At 63.2% G+C, this 18,929-nt stretch carries 13 protein-coding genes, 1 tRNA gene and 3 pseudogenes; 3 read left to right on the forward strand and 14 right to left on the reverse strand.

The annotated features are described in order from the left end of the window. Positions 1-34: 34 nt before the first annotated feature. The gene (locus BV034_RS19780; protein ID WP_050028718.1) at positions 35-934 is read right to left on the reverse strand and encodes a Ku protein; all 900 of its coding nucleotides are present in this window, start codon (positions 932-934) and stop codon (positions 35-37) included. A 174-nt stretch (positions 935-1,108) separates the two neighbouring features. Next, complete coding sequence (locus BV034_RS19785; protein WP_050028719.1) at positions 1,109-2,077, reverse strand: SGNH/GDSL hydrolase family protein; 969 nt, start codon at positions 2,075-2,077, stop codon at positions 1,109-1,111. Positions 2,078-2,282: 205 nt separating this feature from the next. On the opposite strand from BV034_RS19785, the gene BV034_RS19790 reads away from it, so the two are divergent. Then, a tRNA-Arg gene (locus tag BV034_RS19790) sits at positions 2,283-2,357 on the forward strand. 263 nt (positions 2,358-2,620) lie between these two features. On the opposite strand, the gene BV034_RS19795 is transcribed toward BV034_RS19790, so the two are convergent. The 11 genes and pseudogenes from BV034_RS19795 to BV034_RS19835 all read right to left on the reverse strand — a co-directional run bounded on the left by BV034_RS19795 (position 2,621) and on the right by BV034_RS19835 (position 13,405). After that, positions 2,621-3,421 (reverse strand): succinate dehydrogenase/fumarate reductase iron-sulfur subunit, encoded by an 801-nt coding sequence (locus BV034_RS19795; protein ID WP_050028720.1) that lies wholly within the window; start codon positions 3,419-3,421, stop codon positions 2,621-2,623. A gap of 44 nt (positions 3,422-3,465) precedes the next feature. Further along, positions 3,466-5,466, reverse strand: coding sequence for a fumarate reductase/succinate dehydrogenase flavoprotein subunit (locus BV034_RS19800; RefSeq protein WP_050028726.1), 2,001 nt, complete (start codon positions 5,464-5,466; stop codon positions 3,466-3,468). A 56-nt stretch (positions 5,467-5,522) separates the two neighbouring features. Next, on the reverse strand, positions 5,523-6,224 hold the full coding sequence (locus BV034_RS19805) for a succinate dehydrogenase cytochrome b subunit (RefSeq protein WP_081887960.1): 702 nt from the start codon (positions 6,222-6,224) through the stop codon (positions 5,523-5,525). Between the two features lie 62 nt (positions 6,225-6,286). After that, positions 6,287-6,844, reverse strand: a complete 558-nt coding sequence (locus BV034_RS19810) for a DUF1269 domain-containing protein (RefSeq protein ID WP_081887961.1) — start codon at positions 6,842-6,844, stop codon at positions 6,287-6,289. A 5-nt stretch (positions 6,845-6,849) separates the two neighbouring features. Next, positions 6,850-7,209, reverse strand: coding sequence for a PduL/EutD family phosphate acyltransferase (locus BV034_RS36235; protein WP_265593212.1), 360 nt, complete (start codon positions 7,207-7,209; stop codon positions 6,850-6,852). 12 nt (positions 7,210-7,221) lie between these two features. Further along, positions 7,222-7,479 carry a PduL/EutD family phosphate acyltransferase gene (locus BV034_RS36850; RefSeq protein WP_343123296.1) on the reverse strand — a complete coding sequence of 86 codons (258 nt, stop codon included), beginning with the start codon at positions 7,477-7,479 and terminating at the stop codon, positions 7,222-7,224. After that, positions 7,468-8,655, reverse strand: a pseudogene (locus tag BV034_RS36855) (acetate kinase); the annotation flags it as partial. The gene BV034_RS36850 and the pseudogene BV034_RS36855, both read right to left, overlap by 12 nt. A 171-nt stretch (positions 8,656-8,826) precedes the next feature. After that, positions 8,827-9,162 (reverse strand): annotated as a pseudogene (locus BV034_RS36860) (cyclic nucleotide-binding domain-containing protein); the annotation flags it as partial. Between the two features lie 29 nt (positions 9,163-9,191). Further along, complete coding sequence (locus tag BV034_RS19825) at positions 9,192-11,048, reverse strand: aspartate ammonia-lyase (RefSeq protein ID WP_081887962.1); 1,857 nt, start codon at positions 11,046-11,048, stop codon at positions 9,192-9,194. A gap of 18 nt (positions 11,049-11,066) precedes the next feature. Continuing rightward, a complete protein-coding gene (locus BV034_RS19830) occupies positions 11,067-12,398 on the reverse strand; it encodes an anaerobic C4-dicarboxylate transporter (RefSeq protein WP_050028722.1) in 1,332 nt (443 codons plus the stop codon). A gap of 176 nt (positions 12,399-12,574) precedes the next feature. Next, the gene (locus BV034_RS19835) at positions 12,575-13,405 is read right to left on the reverse strand and encodes a hypothetical protein (protein ID WP_050028723.1); all 831 of its coding nucleotides are present in this window, start codon (positions 13,403-13,405) and stop codon (positions 12,575-12,577) included. Positions 13,406-13,566: 161 nt separating this feature from the next. Between BV034_RS19835 and cls the strand changes: the two genes are divergently transcribed. Together cls and BV034_RS19845 are read left to right on the forward strand one after the other, a co-directional pair. Then, positions 13,567-15,039, forward strand: coding sequence for a cardiolipin synthase (cls, locus tag BV034_RS19840; protein ID WP_265593214.1), 1,473 nt, complete (start codon positions 13,567-13,569; stop codon positions 15,037-15,039). Between the two features lie 73 nt (positions 15,040-15,112). Further along, positions 15,113-16,852, forward strand: coding sequence for an SbmA/BacA-like family transporter (locus tag BV034_RS19845; protein WP_050028724.1), 1,740 nt, complete (start codon positions 15,113-15,115; stop codon positions 16,850-16,852). Positions 16,853-16,890: 38 nt separating this feature from the next. On the opposite strand, the pseudogene BV034_RS19850 reads toward BV034_RS19845, so the two are convergent. Further along, positions 16,891-18,929, reverse strand: a pseudogene (locus BV034_RS19850) (glycosyl transferase); the annotation flags it as partial.

Raw genomic sequence — 18,929 nt, forward strand, 5'->3', positions numbered from 1 at the left:
GGCTGCTGGAGGTGGCCCATCCGTTCAGGTCAGATCAGGCGGCTTTCTTCGCACGGGAGGTTTTCTTCCTCGAACTCGCTCCCACGGAAGTCCGCTTCTTTGCCGCAGGCTTCTTGGCCTTGGCACGAGCGCCAGCACTGCGTTTGGCATTGCTGGATCCCCCTCCGCTTGGGCGCAGGCTCTGCTCCAACACAGCCACCAGATCCACCACGTTCGGCGGATGCTTGCGCACTGGTGCCTTGCCCACCGACTTGCCGCCATGGGCGATCTTGTCCTCGATCATCTCCTCCAGAGCCTCGCGATAGTCGTCTTTAATCTTGGCCGGATCCCACTTCTCGGTCATCGAGTCCACGAGCGACCGGGCCATATCGCTCTCTTTCTTGCTGATCTTGGCCTCGCGGGGTTTCTTGAACTCATCCACGTCCATAAGTTCATCAGGGAAGTGCATCAGTTCCAGCATCAACCCCTCATCCTGGGGCTTCACTGCCGCCAGATGCTGCCGGGTCTTGATCACCACTTTGGCGATGCCAATCTTGCCCGAACCCTCCAGAGCCTCGCGCAGCAGCACATAGGCGCGATCCCCGCCCTTCTGCGGCTCCATGTAGTACGGTTTGTGAAAGAACAGTGGGCTTACCTCCTCCAGATTCACAAAGGACTGGATGTCCACCGTCTGGGTTGCCTCCACGTCCACACGTTTGAAGTCATCGTCCTTGATGACCACATACTTCCCCTTCTCATACTCGTAGCCTTTTACGATCTGATCCCAAGGCACCTCTTTGCCATCGGTTTGCGCCACCCGCTTGTAGTTCACCGGACTCAGGTCCTTCGATCGCAACAGATGAAATCGAAGTTCTTCGCGGTGGGTGGCCGGATAGAGAGCAATGGGAATGTTCACCAGTCCGAAGCTGATGGATCCCTTCCAGATGGCACGCATGGCAAAAAGAGCGACAAGGGTTGAGACGACAAGTGCAGGCGATGGCCACAGCCACCCGCCCATTACCGGATCGGGACAATCCGGAAAGTGGATGCGTCAGGATGACCACTCGCAAAGGGGTTAACTACAACCCGTTCCTGTTGTCCCGCCCCCCACCGGTTGTTTGCCGCCCACTTACTGTCCCGTTGCCGTCTGAGCGTTCACCGTCTCATAAGCGAACTTGGCCAGCATCTCATGTCCCTTGGCAGTTGGGTGCAGGCCATCGGCAGAGAACAGATGGCGGTCATCGTTGGCTCCGGTGCTCACGTCCGCGAAGCCATATTTGCCGGGATCGGCTGCCACGTCCGTGAACTTCGCATGCAGATCCAGTTTGATGATCTGGAGTTGGGGGTAGGCCGCCTGTAGCCTGCCAATGGCGGCATCCATCTCACGATTGTGGGCGTCGATCGCCTTGGACACCGCCTTGAGCACAGTGGGAGCCTCTGCACCGCCGAGCAGGGTGACCTTGCCCACGAGGGATGGAGCCTTTCCTACATCGAAAAGGTTGCCCCACAGCACCTGCTTCACGCCCGCCTTGGCCAAGGCGGTCACTTGAGCCTCGGTGCTCTTGGCCACCTCTACGCCCACAGCATCCAGCGTGGCCCAGCGACTGAGAATCTGCTCCGGGGAGATGCAGGCCCGCATCAGATCATTGGCCCCGATCACCACCACATGCAGAGCTTCGGGTTTGGGTCCGCCGGGGTTGAACTGGGCATTGAGATACCGCCGCGTCACCTGTTGGGTGAGGTTTTGCCCCTTGTTCCGGTCGCTGCTGATCTTCGCTGTGTACTCTGTGGTAGCGCCACCCACTGCGTAGTTGGTACCTCCGTAGAAATAGGACATGCCGGAAGGCTTGAACTCCGCAGCGTTCAGCATGCTGGGGCCGGCCAGTTGAGCCACCCAGTTCAGCTTGAACTTGAGATCCGGCTTCCGGGTCTCCGCCATACGGTTGCCCATGTCTGTCAGACTGTCCCCAAAGGCGACTACCTCCCGCGACTCCGCGCAAACGGCCTGTCCCCAGAGGGCCAGGCTGGCAAAGCAGCCGAGGAGAAGTCCAAAGGAACGACGGGAAAGGCTGGCGGAGGGGGCAGTCCGGGAAGTCATGACAAGGCAGATAGCCAAGATGACGACTGTGGCCCTCCCATGGTTACCAGAAAATGGGCAAAGCTCCCCTGCCAACCCAAAGCCAGCCACTCCCCCGCCCCGTTCGCCTTCAAACTGAACTCCGCACGAAACATCGCTTGCAAACTTGCCGCCTCTCACGTACAAATTGCCCCCCTGTCCACCGCTCTGCGGAAAGAGACCATTTGCACCCATAGTTCAACGGATAGAACAGCGGTTTCCGGAACCGCCGATGCAGGTTCGATTCCTGCTGGGTGCACCACAATACGTCCCTCCAGGCGCTGTCAGGTGGACGAACGACATCAAGCCCCCTTGCGCGTACCCGATGGAGTCGGCTGAATCCGCAATTCTGGCCAACCTCTGCACGGCCTCTTCTGGGGACGCATCTTGGGCTCAGGCAGATCTGCCGTGATTACCGCCCGCTGCCCACTGTCAGGCCGCCTTGGCCGCTTCTTAAATGCATCTCTTGTTTCGTACTTCGAAAGCATGAAGGTCAGGGGATCACACTCTCCAGAAAAACGAACCCTACCCCGCCCCATCCCCGGCCCCCTTTGTCAGCGGAGCAAGCAGGGCGGAATGCACCACCGCAACCGTATAGTCTCGATTGAGCTTGGAGATCCATCGTATGCCGATCCGTTTGGGACACGCGGCTTCGCACTCGTACTGGTTGGTACAATTGCCGAAACCCGCATCATCCATGGCCTTCACCATGCCTAGCACTCGACGGTGTTTCTCGGGCTGGCCCTGGGGCAGCATGTTGAACTGGCCCGCTTTGGCCGCTGTGAAGAGCATGGCACTGGCGTTCTTGCACGACGCCACGCAAGCACCGCAGCCAATGCACTCGGCGGCGTCCATGGCGGAGTCCGCCACTTCCTTTGAGATGGGCAGGGCATTGGCATCCTGCGCGGAGCCGGTGCGCACACTTACAAAGCCGCCTGCGGCCATGATGCGATCAAACCCGGTCCGGTCCACCATCAAATCCTTGATGACGGGGAAGGCGCTGGCGCGAAAGGGCTCCACCCAGATGGTGTCACCATCGTGGAAGGTCCGCATGTGCAGCTGGCAGGTGGTGGTGCCGCCCTGTGGACCGTGCGGGATCCCATTGATGACCATGCCACAGGTGCCGCAGATGCCTTCCCGGCAGTCGTGGTCAAAGACGACCGGATCCCCGGTGGTGGAAATGAGCTTCTGGTTGACGATGTCCAGCATCTCCAGAAAGGAGGCGGTCTCGGGAATCTCCGGGGCTTCAATTTCCTGAAACCACCCCTCAGCCTGGGGGCCGGGCTGACGCCAGATTTTCAGATGCAGGTTCAGAGTGCGGGCCATGGGGAACGACGGTTGGAAGGTTGACTTAAGGACAGGCGGCACGGTCAGACGTAGCTGCGCACGGCGAGATGAGCTTCCTCGAACTGGAGGTGCTCCTTATGGAGCACGGGTCGGCCAGTGTCCCCGGTGTATTCCCAGGCGGCCACATAGGTGAAGTCCTCGTCATTGCGCCTGGCCTCGCCCGCCTGACCGAGCTTTAGCGCTTCATCCTCTTTGGTGTACTGATGCTCCACCCGGAAGTGTCCGCCGCAGCTCTCCTCGCGGTGCAGCGCATCGATGCACATCAGTTCGCCGAACTCCAGGAAGTCCGCCAGGCGACCGGCCTTTTCCAGCTCCTGATTGAGGTCCGCGCTGCTGCCTGGCACCGTCACTCCCGCCCAGAACTCCTCGCGCAGGCCCGGTAACCGCGCCAGCGCCCGCTCCAGGCCCCCCTTACTGCGCGCCATGCCGCATTCGTCCCACATGAGCAGCCCCAGTTCGCGGTGAAAACTGTCTACGGAGCGTTTCCCTTTGATGTCGAGCAGCTTCTTCGTGCGAGCATTTACCGCCTCCGTCGTCTCGCGAAAAGCTGCATGTTCCGCCGACACCGCGCCCGGCTTCTGTGTGGCCAGATACGGTGCAATGGTCGTGGGGATCACGAAGTACCCGTCTGCCAGCCCTTGCATGAGCGCGCTGGCCCCCAGGCGGTTCGCGCCGTGGTCAGAGAAGTTGGCTTCCCCCAGGACGAAGAGGCCGGGCAGATTGCTCATCAAGTTATAGTCCACCCACAGGCCGCCCATCGTGTAGTGCACAGCGGGGTAGATGCGCATGGGCCGCTCGTACCCACTCTCTCCGGTGATTTGCTGATACATCTCAAACAGGTTCCCGTACTTCTCCGCCACCACCGCCTTGCCCAGACCGCGCAGATCGGACTCCGCCAGTTCCCTGCCTCCGGCCCGGTCCTTGCCATAACGCAGGATGGCCTCTGCGAAATCCAGATACACCCCCAGCCCGCCAGGACCCACTCCCCGCCCCTCATCGCAGGCCTCCTTCGCACTGCGGCTGGAGATGTCACGCGGGGCCAGATTTCCGTAGCTCGGGTACTTGCGCTCTAAATAGTAGTCCCGGTCGTCCTCGGCAATCTCGTTGGGGTGCCTGCCGCAGTCCTCCTTCTTCTTCGGCACCCACACGCGGCCATCATTGCGGAGAGACTCCGACATGAGCGTGAGCTTGCTCTGGTAGTCCCCGCTCACCGGAATGCATGTGGGGTGGATCTGGGTGTAGCAGGGGTTGGCAAAGAGGGCCCCTTTTCTGTGCGCCCTCCAGATGGCCGTGGTGTTGCAGCCTTTGGCGTTAGTGGAAAGGTAGAAGACATTCCCATAACCGCCGGTGGCCAGCAGCACCGCATCCCCGGCGTGTACGGTCACCTTCCCCGTCACCAGATCCCGCACCACGATGCCCTTCGCATGCCCGTCCACCACCACCAGGTCCAGCATCTCCGTTCTAGGAAACATCTGAACGTTCCCACGGGCGATCTCCTTGGTCAGCGCGGAGTAGGCACCCAGCAGGAGCTGCTGCCCCGTTTGTCCGCGGGCGTAGAAGGTGCGACTCACCTGGGAGCCACCAAAGGAACGGTTCGCCAGCAGGCCGCCGTACTCCCGTGCCAGGGGCACGCCCTGGGCCACGCACTGGTCGATGATGGCGGAACTCACCTCCGCCAGGCGATACACGTTGGCCTCCCGCGCACGAAAGTCGCCGCCCTTGATCGTGTCGTAGAAGAGGCGGTGGACCGAGTCCCCGTCGTTCTGGTAGTTTTTGGCCGCATTGATGCCCCCCTGCGCCGCGATACTGTGCGCCCGCCGGGCCGAGTCCTGGTAGCAGAAGCATTTCACCTTGTACCCCAGCTCAGAGAGAGTGGCCCCCGCGGAGGCCCCGGCAAGACCGCTGCCGACCACTAAAACGGTAAACTTCCGCTTGTTTGCCGGGTTGATCAGCTTGGAGTCCTGCTTGTGTTTGGTCCATTTCTGGGCCAGGGGCCCCGCGGGGATTTTTGCATCGAGCACGATAGTAGACATGGGTGCGGGATGTTGAAGGATGGATGAACGCGCCGGTTCGAGTTGGCTCAGTGAACCCACTTGAACCAGACCGCGAATACGATGAGGGCATTTCCCATAAAGATGACCGCGGCATAAACCCGGCCCAGATTCTTGAAGGTGCCCATGGTGCGCGGCGTGGTGATGCCCAGCGTCTGGAACATGCTGCTCACCCCGTGACTGAGGTGGGAGCACAGCATGGCCATGGCGATGAGATAGAAGACCGAAGCCGGCCACCAGGTGAATCCGGCGATGACCATGCGGTACACGTCATGCACCGTCTCTCCGTGCAGGGTGGTCTTGTAGGTGCCATACTCGTTGCCCACCCGGAGGGTAAAATGCAGCAGGTGGTACACGATGAAGGCCAGCAGCGTAAGCCCGCTGAAGATCATGGTGCGGGAGGATCGCGTGGCCTGGATGGTTGCATCATACCCGTAGCGCCCGGGGCGGGCCGCACGGTTCTCCCTGGTGAGCTGGACGGTCAGCACCACATGAACAACGGTGCACGCCAGCAGGCCCAGACGCGCCACCCACACGCCCATGCCATGCAACATCGTCTGGAGGAAGTGACCATACTCGTTAATGGCGTCCGGCCCGGCAAAGATGAGGAGGTTCCCGATCAGGTGACCTAGCACAAAGCCCGCCAGCACCGCTCCAGTCAGGGCAACCAGGACTTTCTTGCCAATGGAGGAGCCGATCGTCAACGACATCGCCTGCGTCAGAGTGCTCATGATCGTGATGGGATGAGGTGGGATCAGGTTACAGGTGAAAGTGAAAAGGCGGGTAGGCAGGCTCAGGCAGCGCCCGGTGCCGGGCCGGGCTCCGCCTTCTCCAGCAGGGCCCGCAGTCGTGCTTCATTCTCCGGTGGCAGGGGCGCCTGCAGCACGCGGCACCGCCCAGCGAACCCCTGCAGCGCGGCGATGACCTCGTCTGGATTGGACGACTGGCGCACCAGTGCAAAGAGGGCCGAGGTGCCGTTGGTGAAGGAACTCCCCAGCTCCCGCATGAAGGCATCGCTGATGCCCACATCACTGAGCCGGCCCGAGATCGCCCCGATGCCAAAGCCGAGCAACACTCCCGCGGGATTCAGAAAGACAATCGAGGCCAGCAGCCCGGCGAAGGAGCCGTAGGTCGCGCCGATCACCGCCAGGTTGTCCTGCTGGTGCAGTGTCACCCGGCCGAGCTCATCCCGCACCACCACGACCATCTCCACCGCATCCATCGTCCGGCGGTCGCGCAGGCCAGCCAGGGTGCCCCGCATTGCAAATGCCTCGGACACGTTGTCGAAGGCCACCACCACGAGCCGGGTTTCGGGAAGGCCCTGATCATTGTCTGGTTGTTTCATCGACATAGTTTTCAGCCGTCCTCCTGGATGCCATCAATGTACCCCTGGGCTCCGTTGCCCAGGTTGGCCGCGTTGGCTTCATCCGTGTCAATGTGCATGGCCAGGGCGAAGCTGGGGTCCACCCGGATCCGCACATCGCCAAAGATCAGCTCACGGTCCCCCTGCACGCGGATGCGCACCGTGCCCTTGTCCCGCACACCGTACCGCAGGGCATCTGCCGGCGTCATGTGGATGTGGCGCAGGGCGCAGATGACGCCCTGGTCCAGGTTCACACTGCCCGCCGGCCCCTCCAGCGTGCAGCCGGGCGAGCCCGCGATATCGCCAGACTCACGGATGGGCGGCTGGATGCCTAGCTTGAACTGCTCCGTCATCGCGATCTCCACCTAGGTGGCCTTTCGCACCGGACCCAGCACCCGCACTCGCTCGATGCGTCCCTTCGGCCCCACGATGGTCAACTGCTCCTTGCAGGCATACTGCCCGGGCTGGGAGAGGTCTGCATGCTTTGTGAGCTGGTGTCCGGGGCCAAAGAGCGCCTCCACATCCAACGGGGAGAGATGGATGTGGTGTGCAGAAACTTCGATGGGTACTGGTGCATGGCGGCAGGCATCACTGGCCCTTACCAGGCAGTCCCGTGCGAGCACCCGCAGGGTCTCCCGGGCGATCATGCGCTCCTCGTCCGTGGGCACCACCAGCACCGTCACCGGGGAGTCCGGCGCGGAGATAGGGCTCACGGCCCCTGTGACCACACGGCGGTTGAGTTCCTCATCCAGCACGATGCCCATGCAGCCCAGCCCCTGGAGCGCAGTGGCACGCACACCGGCACTCCCCTGCCCGATGCCTGCGGTGAAGAGCACCACATCCACCCCTCCCATGGCAGCGATGTAAGCACCGATGTACTTCCGCACCCGGTAACAGAAAACCTTGAGCGCCGTGAGCGCCCGGGCGTCGCCTTGCTCCACCTCTCGCATGTCACTGGACACCCCGGAGAGCCCCAGCAGACCGCTGCGGCGGTTCAACATTTCATCGAACTGCTCCGGCGTCATCCCCTCCGTGCGAGCCAGGTGGGCGGCCACTCCGGGGTCAATATCGCCGCAGCGGGTGCCCATGAGCAGCCCCTCCCCAGGCGTGAGCCCCATGGAGGTGTCCACGGAGCGACCGTGGTCGATGGCGCAAACCGAGGCGCCGTTGCCCAGATGGCAGCTGATGATGCGCAGGTCCCGTGGCCTCCGCCGCAGGTGCTGCGCGGCCGCCAGCGTCACGTAGCCGTGGGATGAGCCGTGAAAGCCGTAGCGCCGCACACCCTTTGTTTCATAGTACTCATACGGCAGCCCGTAGAGGTAGGCCTGGCTGGGCAGGGTGGCGTGAAATGCGGTGTCAAACACGGCCACATGAGGAACGCCGGGCAGGACCCGCCGGGCCTCGCGGATGCCGGCGGCATTCACGGGATTGTGCAGCGGGGCCAGAGCTCCCAGGGACTCGATCTCAGCAAGGACAGCGTCATCGATGACCATGGCACTGGAGAACTTCTCCCCGCCATGCACCACGCGGTGCCCCACCACTGTCACGGCCGTGCGGTCGTCGCGGTCCTTCAGCACGCCCGCCTCCGGATGCCCCAGGGCGGCCTGCATGGCCTGAAACGCTTCAGCAAAACCCCCGCCTGGGAGATCCTGCTGCAGCTCCCCCTTCGCACCGCGCTGGCTGAGCCGCATGCCCGGCTGGCCAATGCGCTCCACCTGCCCGGCCACCGTCAGGTCCGGCTGCTCCGTGTCAAAGTACCGGTACTTGAGCGAGGACGAGCCGCAGTTGATCACCAGAATGCGCTCCGGGCGTTCGCCCTTGAGTTCGAGGAGCTCACCATCCCCCTGCCTCCGGCCCGCCACCGCCACCGCCCGGGCTGGGTCCTGCAGGGCCAGCTGCACCCGGCTGCTTACCGTCATGGCGATGAGCTGTGCCGCACCCGGATTCGCCATGATGCGCGTCTGAAACAGGGTCAGAGGCACCAGCAACACCCGGCACGGGGTGACCGCCACCAGGTCAGCCACAGCCGGGTCTCCGCTCATCAGCGCCAGCTCGCCAAAGGTGCCGCCGGCGTGGATCTCCCCGAGGGGGCCATCCGCCTCCCCGGTTGCCGGAATGAAGGCCTGGATCGTCCCCTCCAGCAGCACACCCAGGAAATGCACCTCATCCCCGCCGTGCAGGACCACCTCCCCCGCCCGACAGCTCCGCACCAGGGATCCCTCCACCAGCTCGCGACGCTGTGCGTCCGTGAAGTGGGAGAGCAGTGGAACGCTCGTGTTGACAAAGGCCAGATCACTCACACTCATGGCAGCATGCTTAGATCGTTTCCTCTATCCTACACCTGGCGCGGGTGGGTCATGTTCTCCGGCTTGAGGAGCTCATCCAGCTGCTCCTTGCTCAGCCAGCCCTTTTGCAGCACCAGATCATAGACGCTCCCGCCTGTCTTCAGCGCCTCTTTCGCAATTGAGGCGCTCCGTTCATAGCCCAACACCGGATTGAGCGCCGTGACCAGGCCGATGGAGTTGTGCACGTACTCCAGACAGCGCTCGCGATTGGCCTCGATCCCGGCGATGCACCGGCTGTGCAGAATGATGGCCGCATTTCGCAGGAGCGTCAGGCCAAACAGGAGGTTGAACGCGATCACTGGCTCCGCCATGTTCAGCTCCAGTTCGCTCGCCTCCGCCGCCATGGAGACTGTGACATCCGCTCCGATGATCTGGAAGCAGATCTGGCTCACCACTTCCGGCACCACAGGGTTCACCTTGCCCGGCATGATGGACGAGCCCGGCTGCATGGGCGGCAGCTTGATTTCATAGAGCCCGCACCGCGGGCCGGACGACAGCCAGCGCAGGTCGTTGCAGATCTTGGACAGCTGCACTGCCGCCGTCTTCATGGTGCTGCTCATCAGCACAAACTCGCCCGAGTCCTGGGTGGCCTCCACCAGATCCCCTGCCAGCGTCACAGGAATGCCGCTCACCTCCGCCAGCCGCTGTGTACACAGGGCCGCGTAGCCGGGCGGACTGTTCAATCCGGTGCCAATCGCGGTAGCCCCCATGTTGATGGCCAGGAACTCGGTCCCGGCATGCTTCAGGTGACGAATGCCATCCCCGATCATCACCGCATACGCGCCAAACTCCTGGCCCAGCGTCATGGGCACTGCATCCTGGTTTTCCGTGCGGCCCATCTTCAACACATCAGCAAACTCCTTCGCCTTCGCCTCCAGGGCCGTGCGCAACTCTCTCAAGGCAGAGAGCGTGTCCTGCAACGTCAGGATCACCCCCAGCTTGATGGCGGTGGGGTACGCGTCATTCGTGGACTGGGAGCAGTTCACGTGGTCATTCGGATGCAGGTGCTCGTACTCCCCTTTCTTGTGCCCCAGGATCTCCAGCGCCCGGTTGGCGATCACCTCATTGGCATTCATGTTCGTGGAGGTGCCCGCCCCGCCTTGAAACATGTCGATCACGAACTGATCGTGCAGCTTGCCGGTCAGGATCTCATCACAGGCTTTCACGATCGCCTCCGCCTTGGGCAGATCCAGTACACCCAAGCCGCCGTTGGCCAGCGCCGCCGCCTTCTTCACCAGCGCCAGGCCGTTCACAAAGTGGCGGAAGTGGTACAGATGTATGCCGGAGAGCGGGAAGTTTTCCACCCCACGAATGGTCTGTACGCCGTAGTAGGCATGGTCCGGCACATCGCGCTCGCCCAGGGAGTCATGCTCACGGCGCACGGCCGAGACCTCCGCCGGGCCATGCTCACCGGCGATGCGTCCCGCGGCCAGCCCGATCCGGTCGCTCAGGCGTGCCGCCACCCTGCCCGCGATGCGATAATACACGTCCGGCTTCTCTGCCCGAATCTTGTCCAGCGTGCCGCGAGTGATCTGCCACACTGCTGCGCCGCGCGGTGCCGTGGCACTGGTGGCATGAGGTGAGTCATCCAGCATCACGCCCTCACACAGGATTGCGCCGGGCTTCAGCGTGGCCAGGATCACGCTCCGGGCCTGGGCGCCGCGTTGCAACTCCACCTCTCCGTCCAGTACGATGCCCAGCCACAGGCGTGGCGTGCTCTCGTGAAAAAGGTAGCCGCCCGACTCATAAGTGACGACGCTCCCCTGCTTGACAACGGCCGCCAGATCCTCCGCGGCGATGCCCATGGTCCGGGCGGCTGCTGAAATGGTTTCCTGGTCTAAGTTCATGGTAATAACTTTCTTCAGCTATTTGGGAAAGAGGGAGCCGATGAGCAGCCCGATGGTGACCGCCCCTACTGTGCAGATGATGCCAGGGAGCATGAATGAGTGGTTCAGGAGATACTTCCCGATCCGGGTCGTCTTTGACCGGTCGAACTGGATCGCCGCAATGATGGTGCCGTAGTTGGGGATGAAGAAGTAGCCGTTCACCGCCGGGAACATGCCCACAAGAAGCGGTGCCGGGATGCCCAGGGAGAGGCCCAGAGGCATCAGCGCCCTCGTGGTGGCCGCCTGGCTGTAGAGAAGCATCGACGCCAAAAAGAGCCCGATGGCAAAGGTCCACGGTGCCGCCTTGGCCATGTCGCTCAGACCACCGATGATGACCTCACGGTTGGCATTGATGAAAGTGTCGCCCAGCCAGGCCAGACCCAGGATGCCGACGATGGCGGTCACGCCCGACTGGCAGGTCTTGCACTTGGGCACCTCCTCCACCGGTGCCTTGGTCACGGTGAGGATGACCGCCGCCACCGCCAGCATGACGATGGCGATCGACACCGGCATGGACATAATGATGGGCTTGCTCGCCGTGCCCACGGTGCGCAACTGGGGAAAGATGCCCGCCAGGACGATGAGCCCCACGCCGATGAGAAAGATCAGGGCACTGGCCTTGGAGCCTTTTTTTAGCGGGGCCACCGTGCCTGTGGCCGGCTTCCCCGGCGGCTGCAGCTGCCCGGATGCCAGCAGCTTCTGGTACTCAGGGTCGTCCTTCAGCTCCTTGCCCACACGGAGCTGGCAGAAGGCGGCAATCACCACCGCCGCGAGAGTGGACGGCACACAGATGAGCAGGATCTGCACGAGCCCTACACCGTGTGAAGCCAGCAAGCCGATCATCGCCGCCGTGGCCGCAGACACTGGACTGGCCGTAATGGCCTGCTGCGAAGCGATCGTGGCCACGGCCATGGGTCGCTCTGGCCGGATGCCGTTCTCATGCGCCACCTCGTAGATCACCGGCAGCAGCGGATACACAATGTGGCCAGTGCCAGCCGCGAAGGTAAAGCCGTAGGTCACGAGCGGCGCCACGATGGTGACCTGCTTCGGATTCTTGCGGATGATCTTCTCAGCCACACGGACGAGGAAGTCGATGCCGCCCGCCACCTCCATGGCCGATGCCGCCATGATCACGGTCAGCACGATGAGCAGCACCTCCCCGGGGATGGCCGCAGGGGCGATGCCAAAGCCCAGCACGAGCACCAGCAGCCCGACCGCACCCCACAGGCCCAGCCCCACCCCGCCCGCCCTGGCCCCCATGGCCAGTGCTCCCAGGATGACTGCAAATTCAAGGATCAGTTTGATGTCCATGTTGGTAATCAGCCCGACGGCTGCGACAGGGTTCGATACAATAATGGCGGACTCCCTCCACGGCGGACCACAGGGGGCCCGCCACGCGGCTGGAGCCACCTGGCTCCTTTGCCCCTGTATGATGACTGCCAGGGGCGCAGGTGGAAATAAGACCTTGGTCCGACACGACCCCCAACTCATCCGATCCGGCGGTCCACCATTTTTTTCACCCCGCGAGCATGAATGATGGAGTCCATAAACGTGGCGAGACGCGCTGCCGTCGCGACGTGCTCTGGCTTCAGTTCCTGGGAGTGGGCTAGATGGTTGCGCAGGGACTCGATGGCACTGGCAAAACGACCTGCCTCCCGCCGCGAGGCAAATCCCAGCTCAGAGATCAGCAGAGGTTCATGCAGGAGGATGTCGGCCTTGTCCTTGACCTGAAGACAGTCCACCAGCCTGCAATCTCCCCCGCAACGCCGGCGCTCTGCCTGTAGTGCCCTGGCCTTGGCGAGTCTGCCAGCTGAGATCTTGTCCCCCCAGGCCTCTGCGGCATGCAGTTCCTCAATCGCCCACGTCATGTTGAGATCCAACAGCGTGACCGTGCCAAACAACCACATGCGCAGCGGAGCCTTCTGCAGATCGGGATGTCCGATCACTCCGCTCACCTCGCCCATCCAGCGCACAAAGACATGTTGTGCATCACTCATGGCGGTCAGCACCGCGCCCAGCCCGGCCTCGGCATCCACCATCGCTTTCTCCTGAAACGGACGGGCGCACGCGCCCAGAGTCAGGCTGCTGGGGGACAGGTCACCCGCCCCAACCCAGCCTGTGACCAGGCCACGGTGGCGCACGCCCAAGACCAAGTGCCCCGCATCCTGCATCAGTTCCTGAGCCAGACTCACCGGCTGGTTCTCATCCAGGGAGGCCAGCGGCTCCACCAGGTCCGCGGCCGTCAGACTCCTGGAGAAGGTCTGCTGCAGGCGTACGACGCTCCTAGGGCGGGAGGCTGCTGCTGTGCGGAAATTCATGACTCTGCCGGGTGGTGGTGGGATGCCAGGCGGCTGGGTGAGACGCTAGCGTTTTCACCTAACCTTCGCACCTTTCTTCCCGTAGGACCAAGGACGTATCGACACAACGAGCCCCGCCATGTTATATGGCAGGGATGCGCTTGGCCTCGTGTGAGAAGATCGTGAACTCCATCCCGGGTGCCGCCAGAGTGCTGCGCTGGATGAAAAGCCACCCCTTCCGCTGGCGTGCGCTCTTCATGGCCTTCTGCCACCTGCTTGGGCTGCTCACGTCCATCGACGCGATTCTCAGCGTTCGCACCGCCCAGGGGGCGATCGGCTGGGCCATCTCCCTCAACACCTTTCCCTACATCGCAGTGCCAGCGTACTGGGTCTTTGGCCGCTCGAATTTCGAAGGGTATGTGGTGTTGCGCCGCAAGATGGAGGCCGACCTGAATGACGAGGAAAAAAAGCTCGCAGCCGGCCTGCTGGCAATGCGACCGCAAGCTGAGCGGGTGCCCTCTTCTGCCACGCTGCTGGAAAGGCTGGCCAAGCTGCCTGCCACCCGAGGCAATCACACGGAGTTGCTCATCGATGGCGAGACTACGTTTCGCTCCATCTTTGAGAGCATCGCCCAGGCCCGGGAGTACGTGCTGGTGCAATTCTACATCATCCGGGATGACGGACTGGGCCGCCAGCTCAAGGAGGCGCTCATCAGCCGGGCCCGCGCCGGGGTGCGCTGCTATCTGGTCTATGATGAAATCGGCAGCCACCACCTGCCCACCAGCTACACGGCCGAGCTCCAGGCGGCCGGAGTGGAGGTGCGCCCCTTCAACACCCGGCAGGGGGATCGCAACCGTTTCCAGCTCAACTCCCGCAACCATCGCAAGATCGTCATCGTGGATGGCATCACGGCCTTTGTGGGCGGTCACAATGTGGGCGATGAGTACCTCGGCAAAGATCCCAAGATGGGCGCATGGCGGGACACCCACGTGAAGGTGCAGGGCCCCGTGGTGCAGTGCGTGCAGATCGCGTGGGCGGAGGACTGGAACTGGGCGGTCGGCGGGCTGCCCACGCTCAACTGGGTCCCACAGCCGGCCCCTGGCGGGCAGGATGGGCTGGCCTTCTGCCTGCCCTCCGGTCCGGCAGACGAGTTCGAGACTTGCACACTGTTCTTCCTGCGCGCCATCCAGGCCGCGCAGAAGCGGGTGTGGATCGCCAGCCCGTACTTCGTGCCGGATGAGCAGTTCACCTCCGCCCTGCAGATCGCAGCGCTGCGCGGCGTGGACGTACAGATCCTCATCCCCCAGCATGCCGACAGCCAGTTGGTGCACCTCTCCAGCTTCACCTACCTGCCCGCCCTGGAGAAGGCCGGGGTGAAGGTGTGGCGTTACACCGGCGGGTTCCTGCATGAGAAGGCCATCCTGGTGGACGACTACTGCGGCGTGGGCACTGCGAACTTCGACAACCGGAGCTTCCGGCTCAACTTTGAAATAACCGTCCTCTTCGCCGAGGAGGGCGTGGTCCGGCAGGCGGAGCAGATGTTTCAGAAGGACTTTGCCCGGAGCGTACCGGCCCATGCCGCCGACTTTACGGAGCGCCCCTGGTGGTTCCGTCTGGCCGCCCGCACCTCGTGGCTGATGGCCCCGGTCCAGTGAACTGCTGCGGCCGCCCCCGGCCTGCGAGCCTCCTCCATTCTCCCCTCACCTCTCCGCCCGCCAGCCACCCCACATGGCCTCACCTGACCCCAAAGAAGCGCACGGTCCCAAGCTCAAACGGCAGACCTATCAGCGCATGAAACACTCCATCAGGGTGTTTCTCACCTCTCCTGCCGGTGGCCGGGCCAAGGCGTTGCTGGCCGCCCTGCTGGCGTGCATGTTTTGCATCAACGGCATGAACGTGCTCAACAGCTACGTGGGCCGTTATTTCATGTCCGCCATTGAGAAGCGGGACATGGCTGGCTTCGTCCACTACGCGTGGCTCTATGTGGCTGTCTTTGCCGGGTCCACGGTGGTTGCTGTGTTCTACCGCTTCGCAGAGGAGCGCCTCGGCCTCCTGTGGCGGGACTGGCTGACCCACCGCATCGTAGGACTCTACGTGGACCAGCGGCTCTACCTGCGGTTCGAGGAATCCGGCGCACTGACGAACCCCGACCAGCGAATGACGGAGGATGTGAAGCAGCTCACCGTCATCACCCTGTCGTTCCTGCTCCTCATCCTGAATGGCACCATGACCGCCGTCTCCTTCTCGGGTGTGCTCTGGTCCATCAGCCCCAAGCTTTTCGCCGTCGCCGTGCTCTATGCTGCGGCGGGGTCAGCGCTCACCATCTTTCTAGGGCGACCTCTCATCCGGCTGAACTACCAGCAGTCGGACCGCGAGGCCGACTTCCGCTCGGAGCTCATCGGCATGCGGGAGAACGCCGAGGGCATCGCCGTGACGGGCAATCAACAAACCATCCGGCACCGGCTCATGAGCCGCATCGACCAGCTCGTGGCGAACTTCCGCAAGATCACGGAGATCAACCGCAACCTGAACTTCTTCACCACCGGCTACAATTACATGATCCAGCTCATCCCCGCGCTGATCGTGGCTCCGCTCTTCATCCAGGGGAAGGTGGAGTTCGGCGTCATTGGCCAGTCAGCCATGGCCTTCGCCACGCTGCTGGCGGCTTTTTCGCTCATCATCACGCAGTTCCAGGCCATCTCCTCCTACGCCTCCGTCGTGACCCGGCTCGGAGAGTTCGTGGAGGCAACCGAGTGCGCCGGCCTCGCGTGCGACGCGCCTCTGGTGGAGTACGCCACCGGCTCGGACCGTTTCATTTACTCCCGCCTCACCCTGCATGCCGCCGACAAGGAGCACACCCTCGTCGTCCAGGATCTGAGTGTTGCCCTCACGCCCGGCCTGCGGGTACTGGTGAACGGCCCTTCCCAGACCGCACGTGTCGCCCTTTTTCGCACCTCCGCCGGTGTGCAGGTGGAGGGTACTGGCAGCATCGTGCGCCCGCCCGTGGAAAAGCTCGCCTTCCTCCCCGGCCGCCCCTATCTCCCTCCCGGCTCAGTGCGGGATCTCGTCGTTCCCGCCGGGAGCGAGGAGAAGGTGGACAACAAGGATCTCTGGCGGCTGTTTGACGAGATCGGACTCACGTCCTCCAAGATGAAGTCAGACGAAGACCTCACCACTCCCCACCACTGGGAGGACCGCCTTTCCATCCCCAAGCAGCACCTCCTCTCCATCGCCCGCGCTCTTCTGGCCGATCCCGAGTACATCTTCCTGGACCACATTGAGACTTCGCTGGGCGAACACCACGCCACCATGGCCTTCGCCGCGCTCCGCGCCAGGGGCATCACCTGCATCTCGTTTGAAGAACGCGAGCCCGACCCCGCCCGTCACGATGCCGTGCTGGAGCTCCATGAAGGCGGTTCGTGGAAATGGATCGAGCTGCGAAGCAGCCCGCCCCGCGTGATCTCATAGAGTGCCGGAGGGCAGAGACGGGAAACTGCCCATTCTCCTCACCCCAGCGTCACGCTCACCTCATGCTTCCCGCCGTGGCCGCCCATGGGAATGCGGGCGGCACCTTCCACCACCTCACACCTGGCACCGTCTTTCGCCACCCGCACCACGCTCCTGCCCGCACCGGGTTCCCCGTCCACGCTGATTTCATAAACCGCGTCGTGGAGCACGTCCCGCCATGCGATCTTGTAACCACTCCAGTCATCCGGCACGCACGGCCGGATCAGCAGGGTGTCTCCGTTTTCCACCCGCAGACCGAGGATGCTCTCCACGGCAACGCGGAACATCCAGCCTGAGGAGCCGGTGTACCAGGTCCAGCCACCGCGACCGATGTGAGGCTCTGCCCCATAGATATCCGCCGCCATCACATACGGTTCAGTCTTGTAAAGGTCTGCCGCAGCCTGGGTGCGCGAATGAGACACCGGGGTCAGCATTTCCAGCAACTTGACCGCGCGGTTGTTCTGGCCGTACTCGGCCACCGCCTTCACCACCCAGCACGCGGCGTGAGTGTACTGGCCGCCATTTTCCCGCACGCCAGCGACGTAGCCCTTGATGTAGCCGGGGTCATTTGCCGTTTTCACAAAGGGCGGCGTAAGCAGCCGGATGATGCCCTCGTCCTCCGCGATCAACCGGCGTGACAGCGCCTCCATGGCACTCGCGGCCCGGTCTGCGGGTGCTGCCCTGGCAATGATGGCCCAAGACTGTGCCAGGGCATCGATCTGGCACTCGTCACTGAACCAGGAGCCGAGGGGTTGGCCGTTGTCGTAGTAGGCGCGCCGATACCATTCCCCATCCCAGCCCCCCTGATTGATGGCCTCGTACAGGGCCTGCCGGTGGGCGGTGTAGCGCTCCACCCGGGCCACGTCACCACGGCGTTCGCAAAGAGGCAGGAAGTGACCGAGAATGTGATAGAGGAAAAACGCCATCCACACACTCTCCCCCCGTCCTTCACGCCCCACGCGGCTCATGCCATCGTTCCAGTCCCCCACTCCCATGAGCGGCAGTCCATTGGCCCCCACCTTCAGGGAGCGGTCCATGGCGCGACAGCAGTGCTCGTAGAGGTCCGCCCCCGTTGGCGCGCGCTGCGGGGTGAGGTACATCTCATCCTCGTGTTCGCCCAGAAGCGGTGCGGAAAGGAAAGGCTCTGTCACGTCCAGGATGGTAAAGTCCCCCGTTGCACCCACGTAGTCTGCCGTCAGATAAGCCAGCCAGAGCAGGTCATCGGAAAACTTCGTGCGCAGCCCCCGCCCGATCGGCTCCGGGTGCCACCAGTGCAGCACGTCGCCTTCCTCGAACTGGTGCCTGGCATGCAGGAGGATCTGGGCCCGGGCATAGGCGGGATCCAGCGCGAGGAGTGAACCCGAATCCTGCAACTGGTCGCGATAACCAAAGGCCCCGCTGGACTGGTAGAAGCCTGACCGGGCCCACATGCGGCAGCAAAGCGTCTGGTAGGACAGCCAGCCGTTCACCATCACATTCAGAATCGGCGATGGCGTGGCCACCTGCAGTCCGCCCAGAAGCGACCGCCAAAAGGTGCAAACCCCCTCCTCCGCGGCAAGCACGTCCTCCAGCCCGTGGTATCGGGAAATAAGGTCTGCCGCCTCGTCGTCGTTCAGCGCCTCACCCAGCAGCACCACGCACTCCACCGTGCCCCCCGGTTGGAGGTCAAACACGACCTGCTGTGCAAAGCATGGATCCAGCCCGGTGCCCGCAGCCCCGTCCAGCGCCCCGCCCAAGGCCAGTGCCGCCGGGTTATCTGGGCTGCCATGCTGGCCCAAAAACGTGAGTCGGTCTGCCGTGTAGGAGGTGCCCACCGCCTCCGCCCCGTGCAGATAGAGCGCACTGAACACCGTGCCACCGCGGAAGTCACCCGCAGCCAGATTCACCGACCGCAGGCTGCCATCTGCCTCCCGGCGCGTGGTGATGAGGCTGGGCTGCTCTGGCAGAGATCCCAAGATGAGCCTCTGATACGCAGTGAACGAGAGCTGGCGGCTCGTCTGCGCAAGATTGGAAACACGCAGGCGCACGATCTTCAACG

The organism is Verrucomicrobium sp. BvORR034 (assembly GCF_000739635.1).
Taxonomy (GTDB): domain Bacteria; phylum Verrucomicrobiota; class Verrucomicrobiia; order Verrucomicrobiales; family Verrucomicrobiaceae; genus Verrucomicrobium.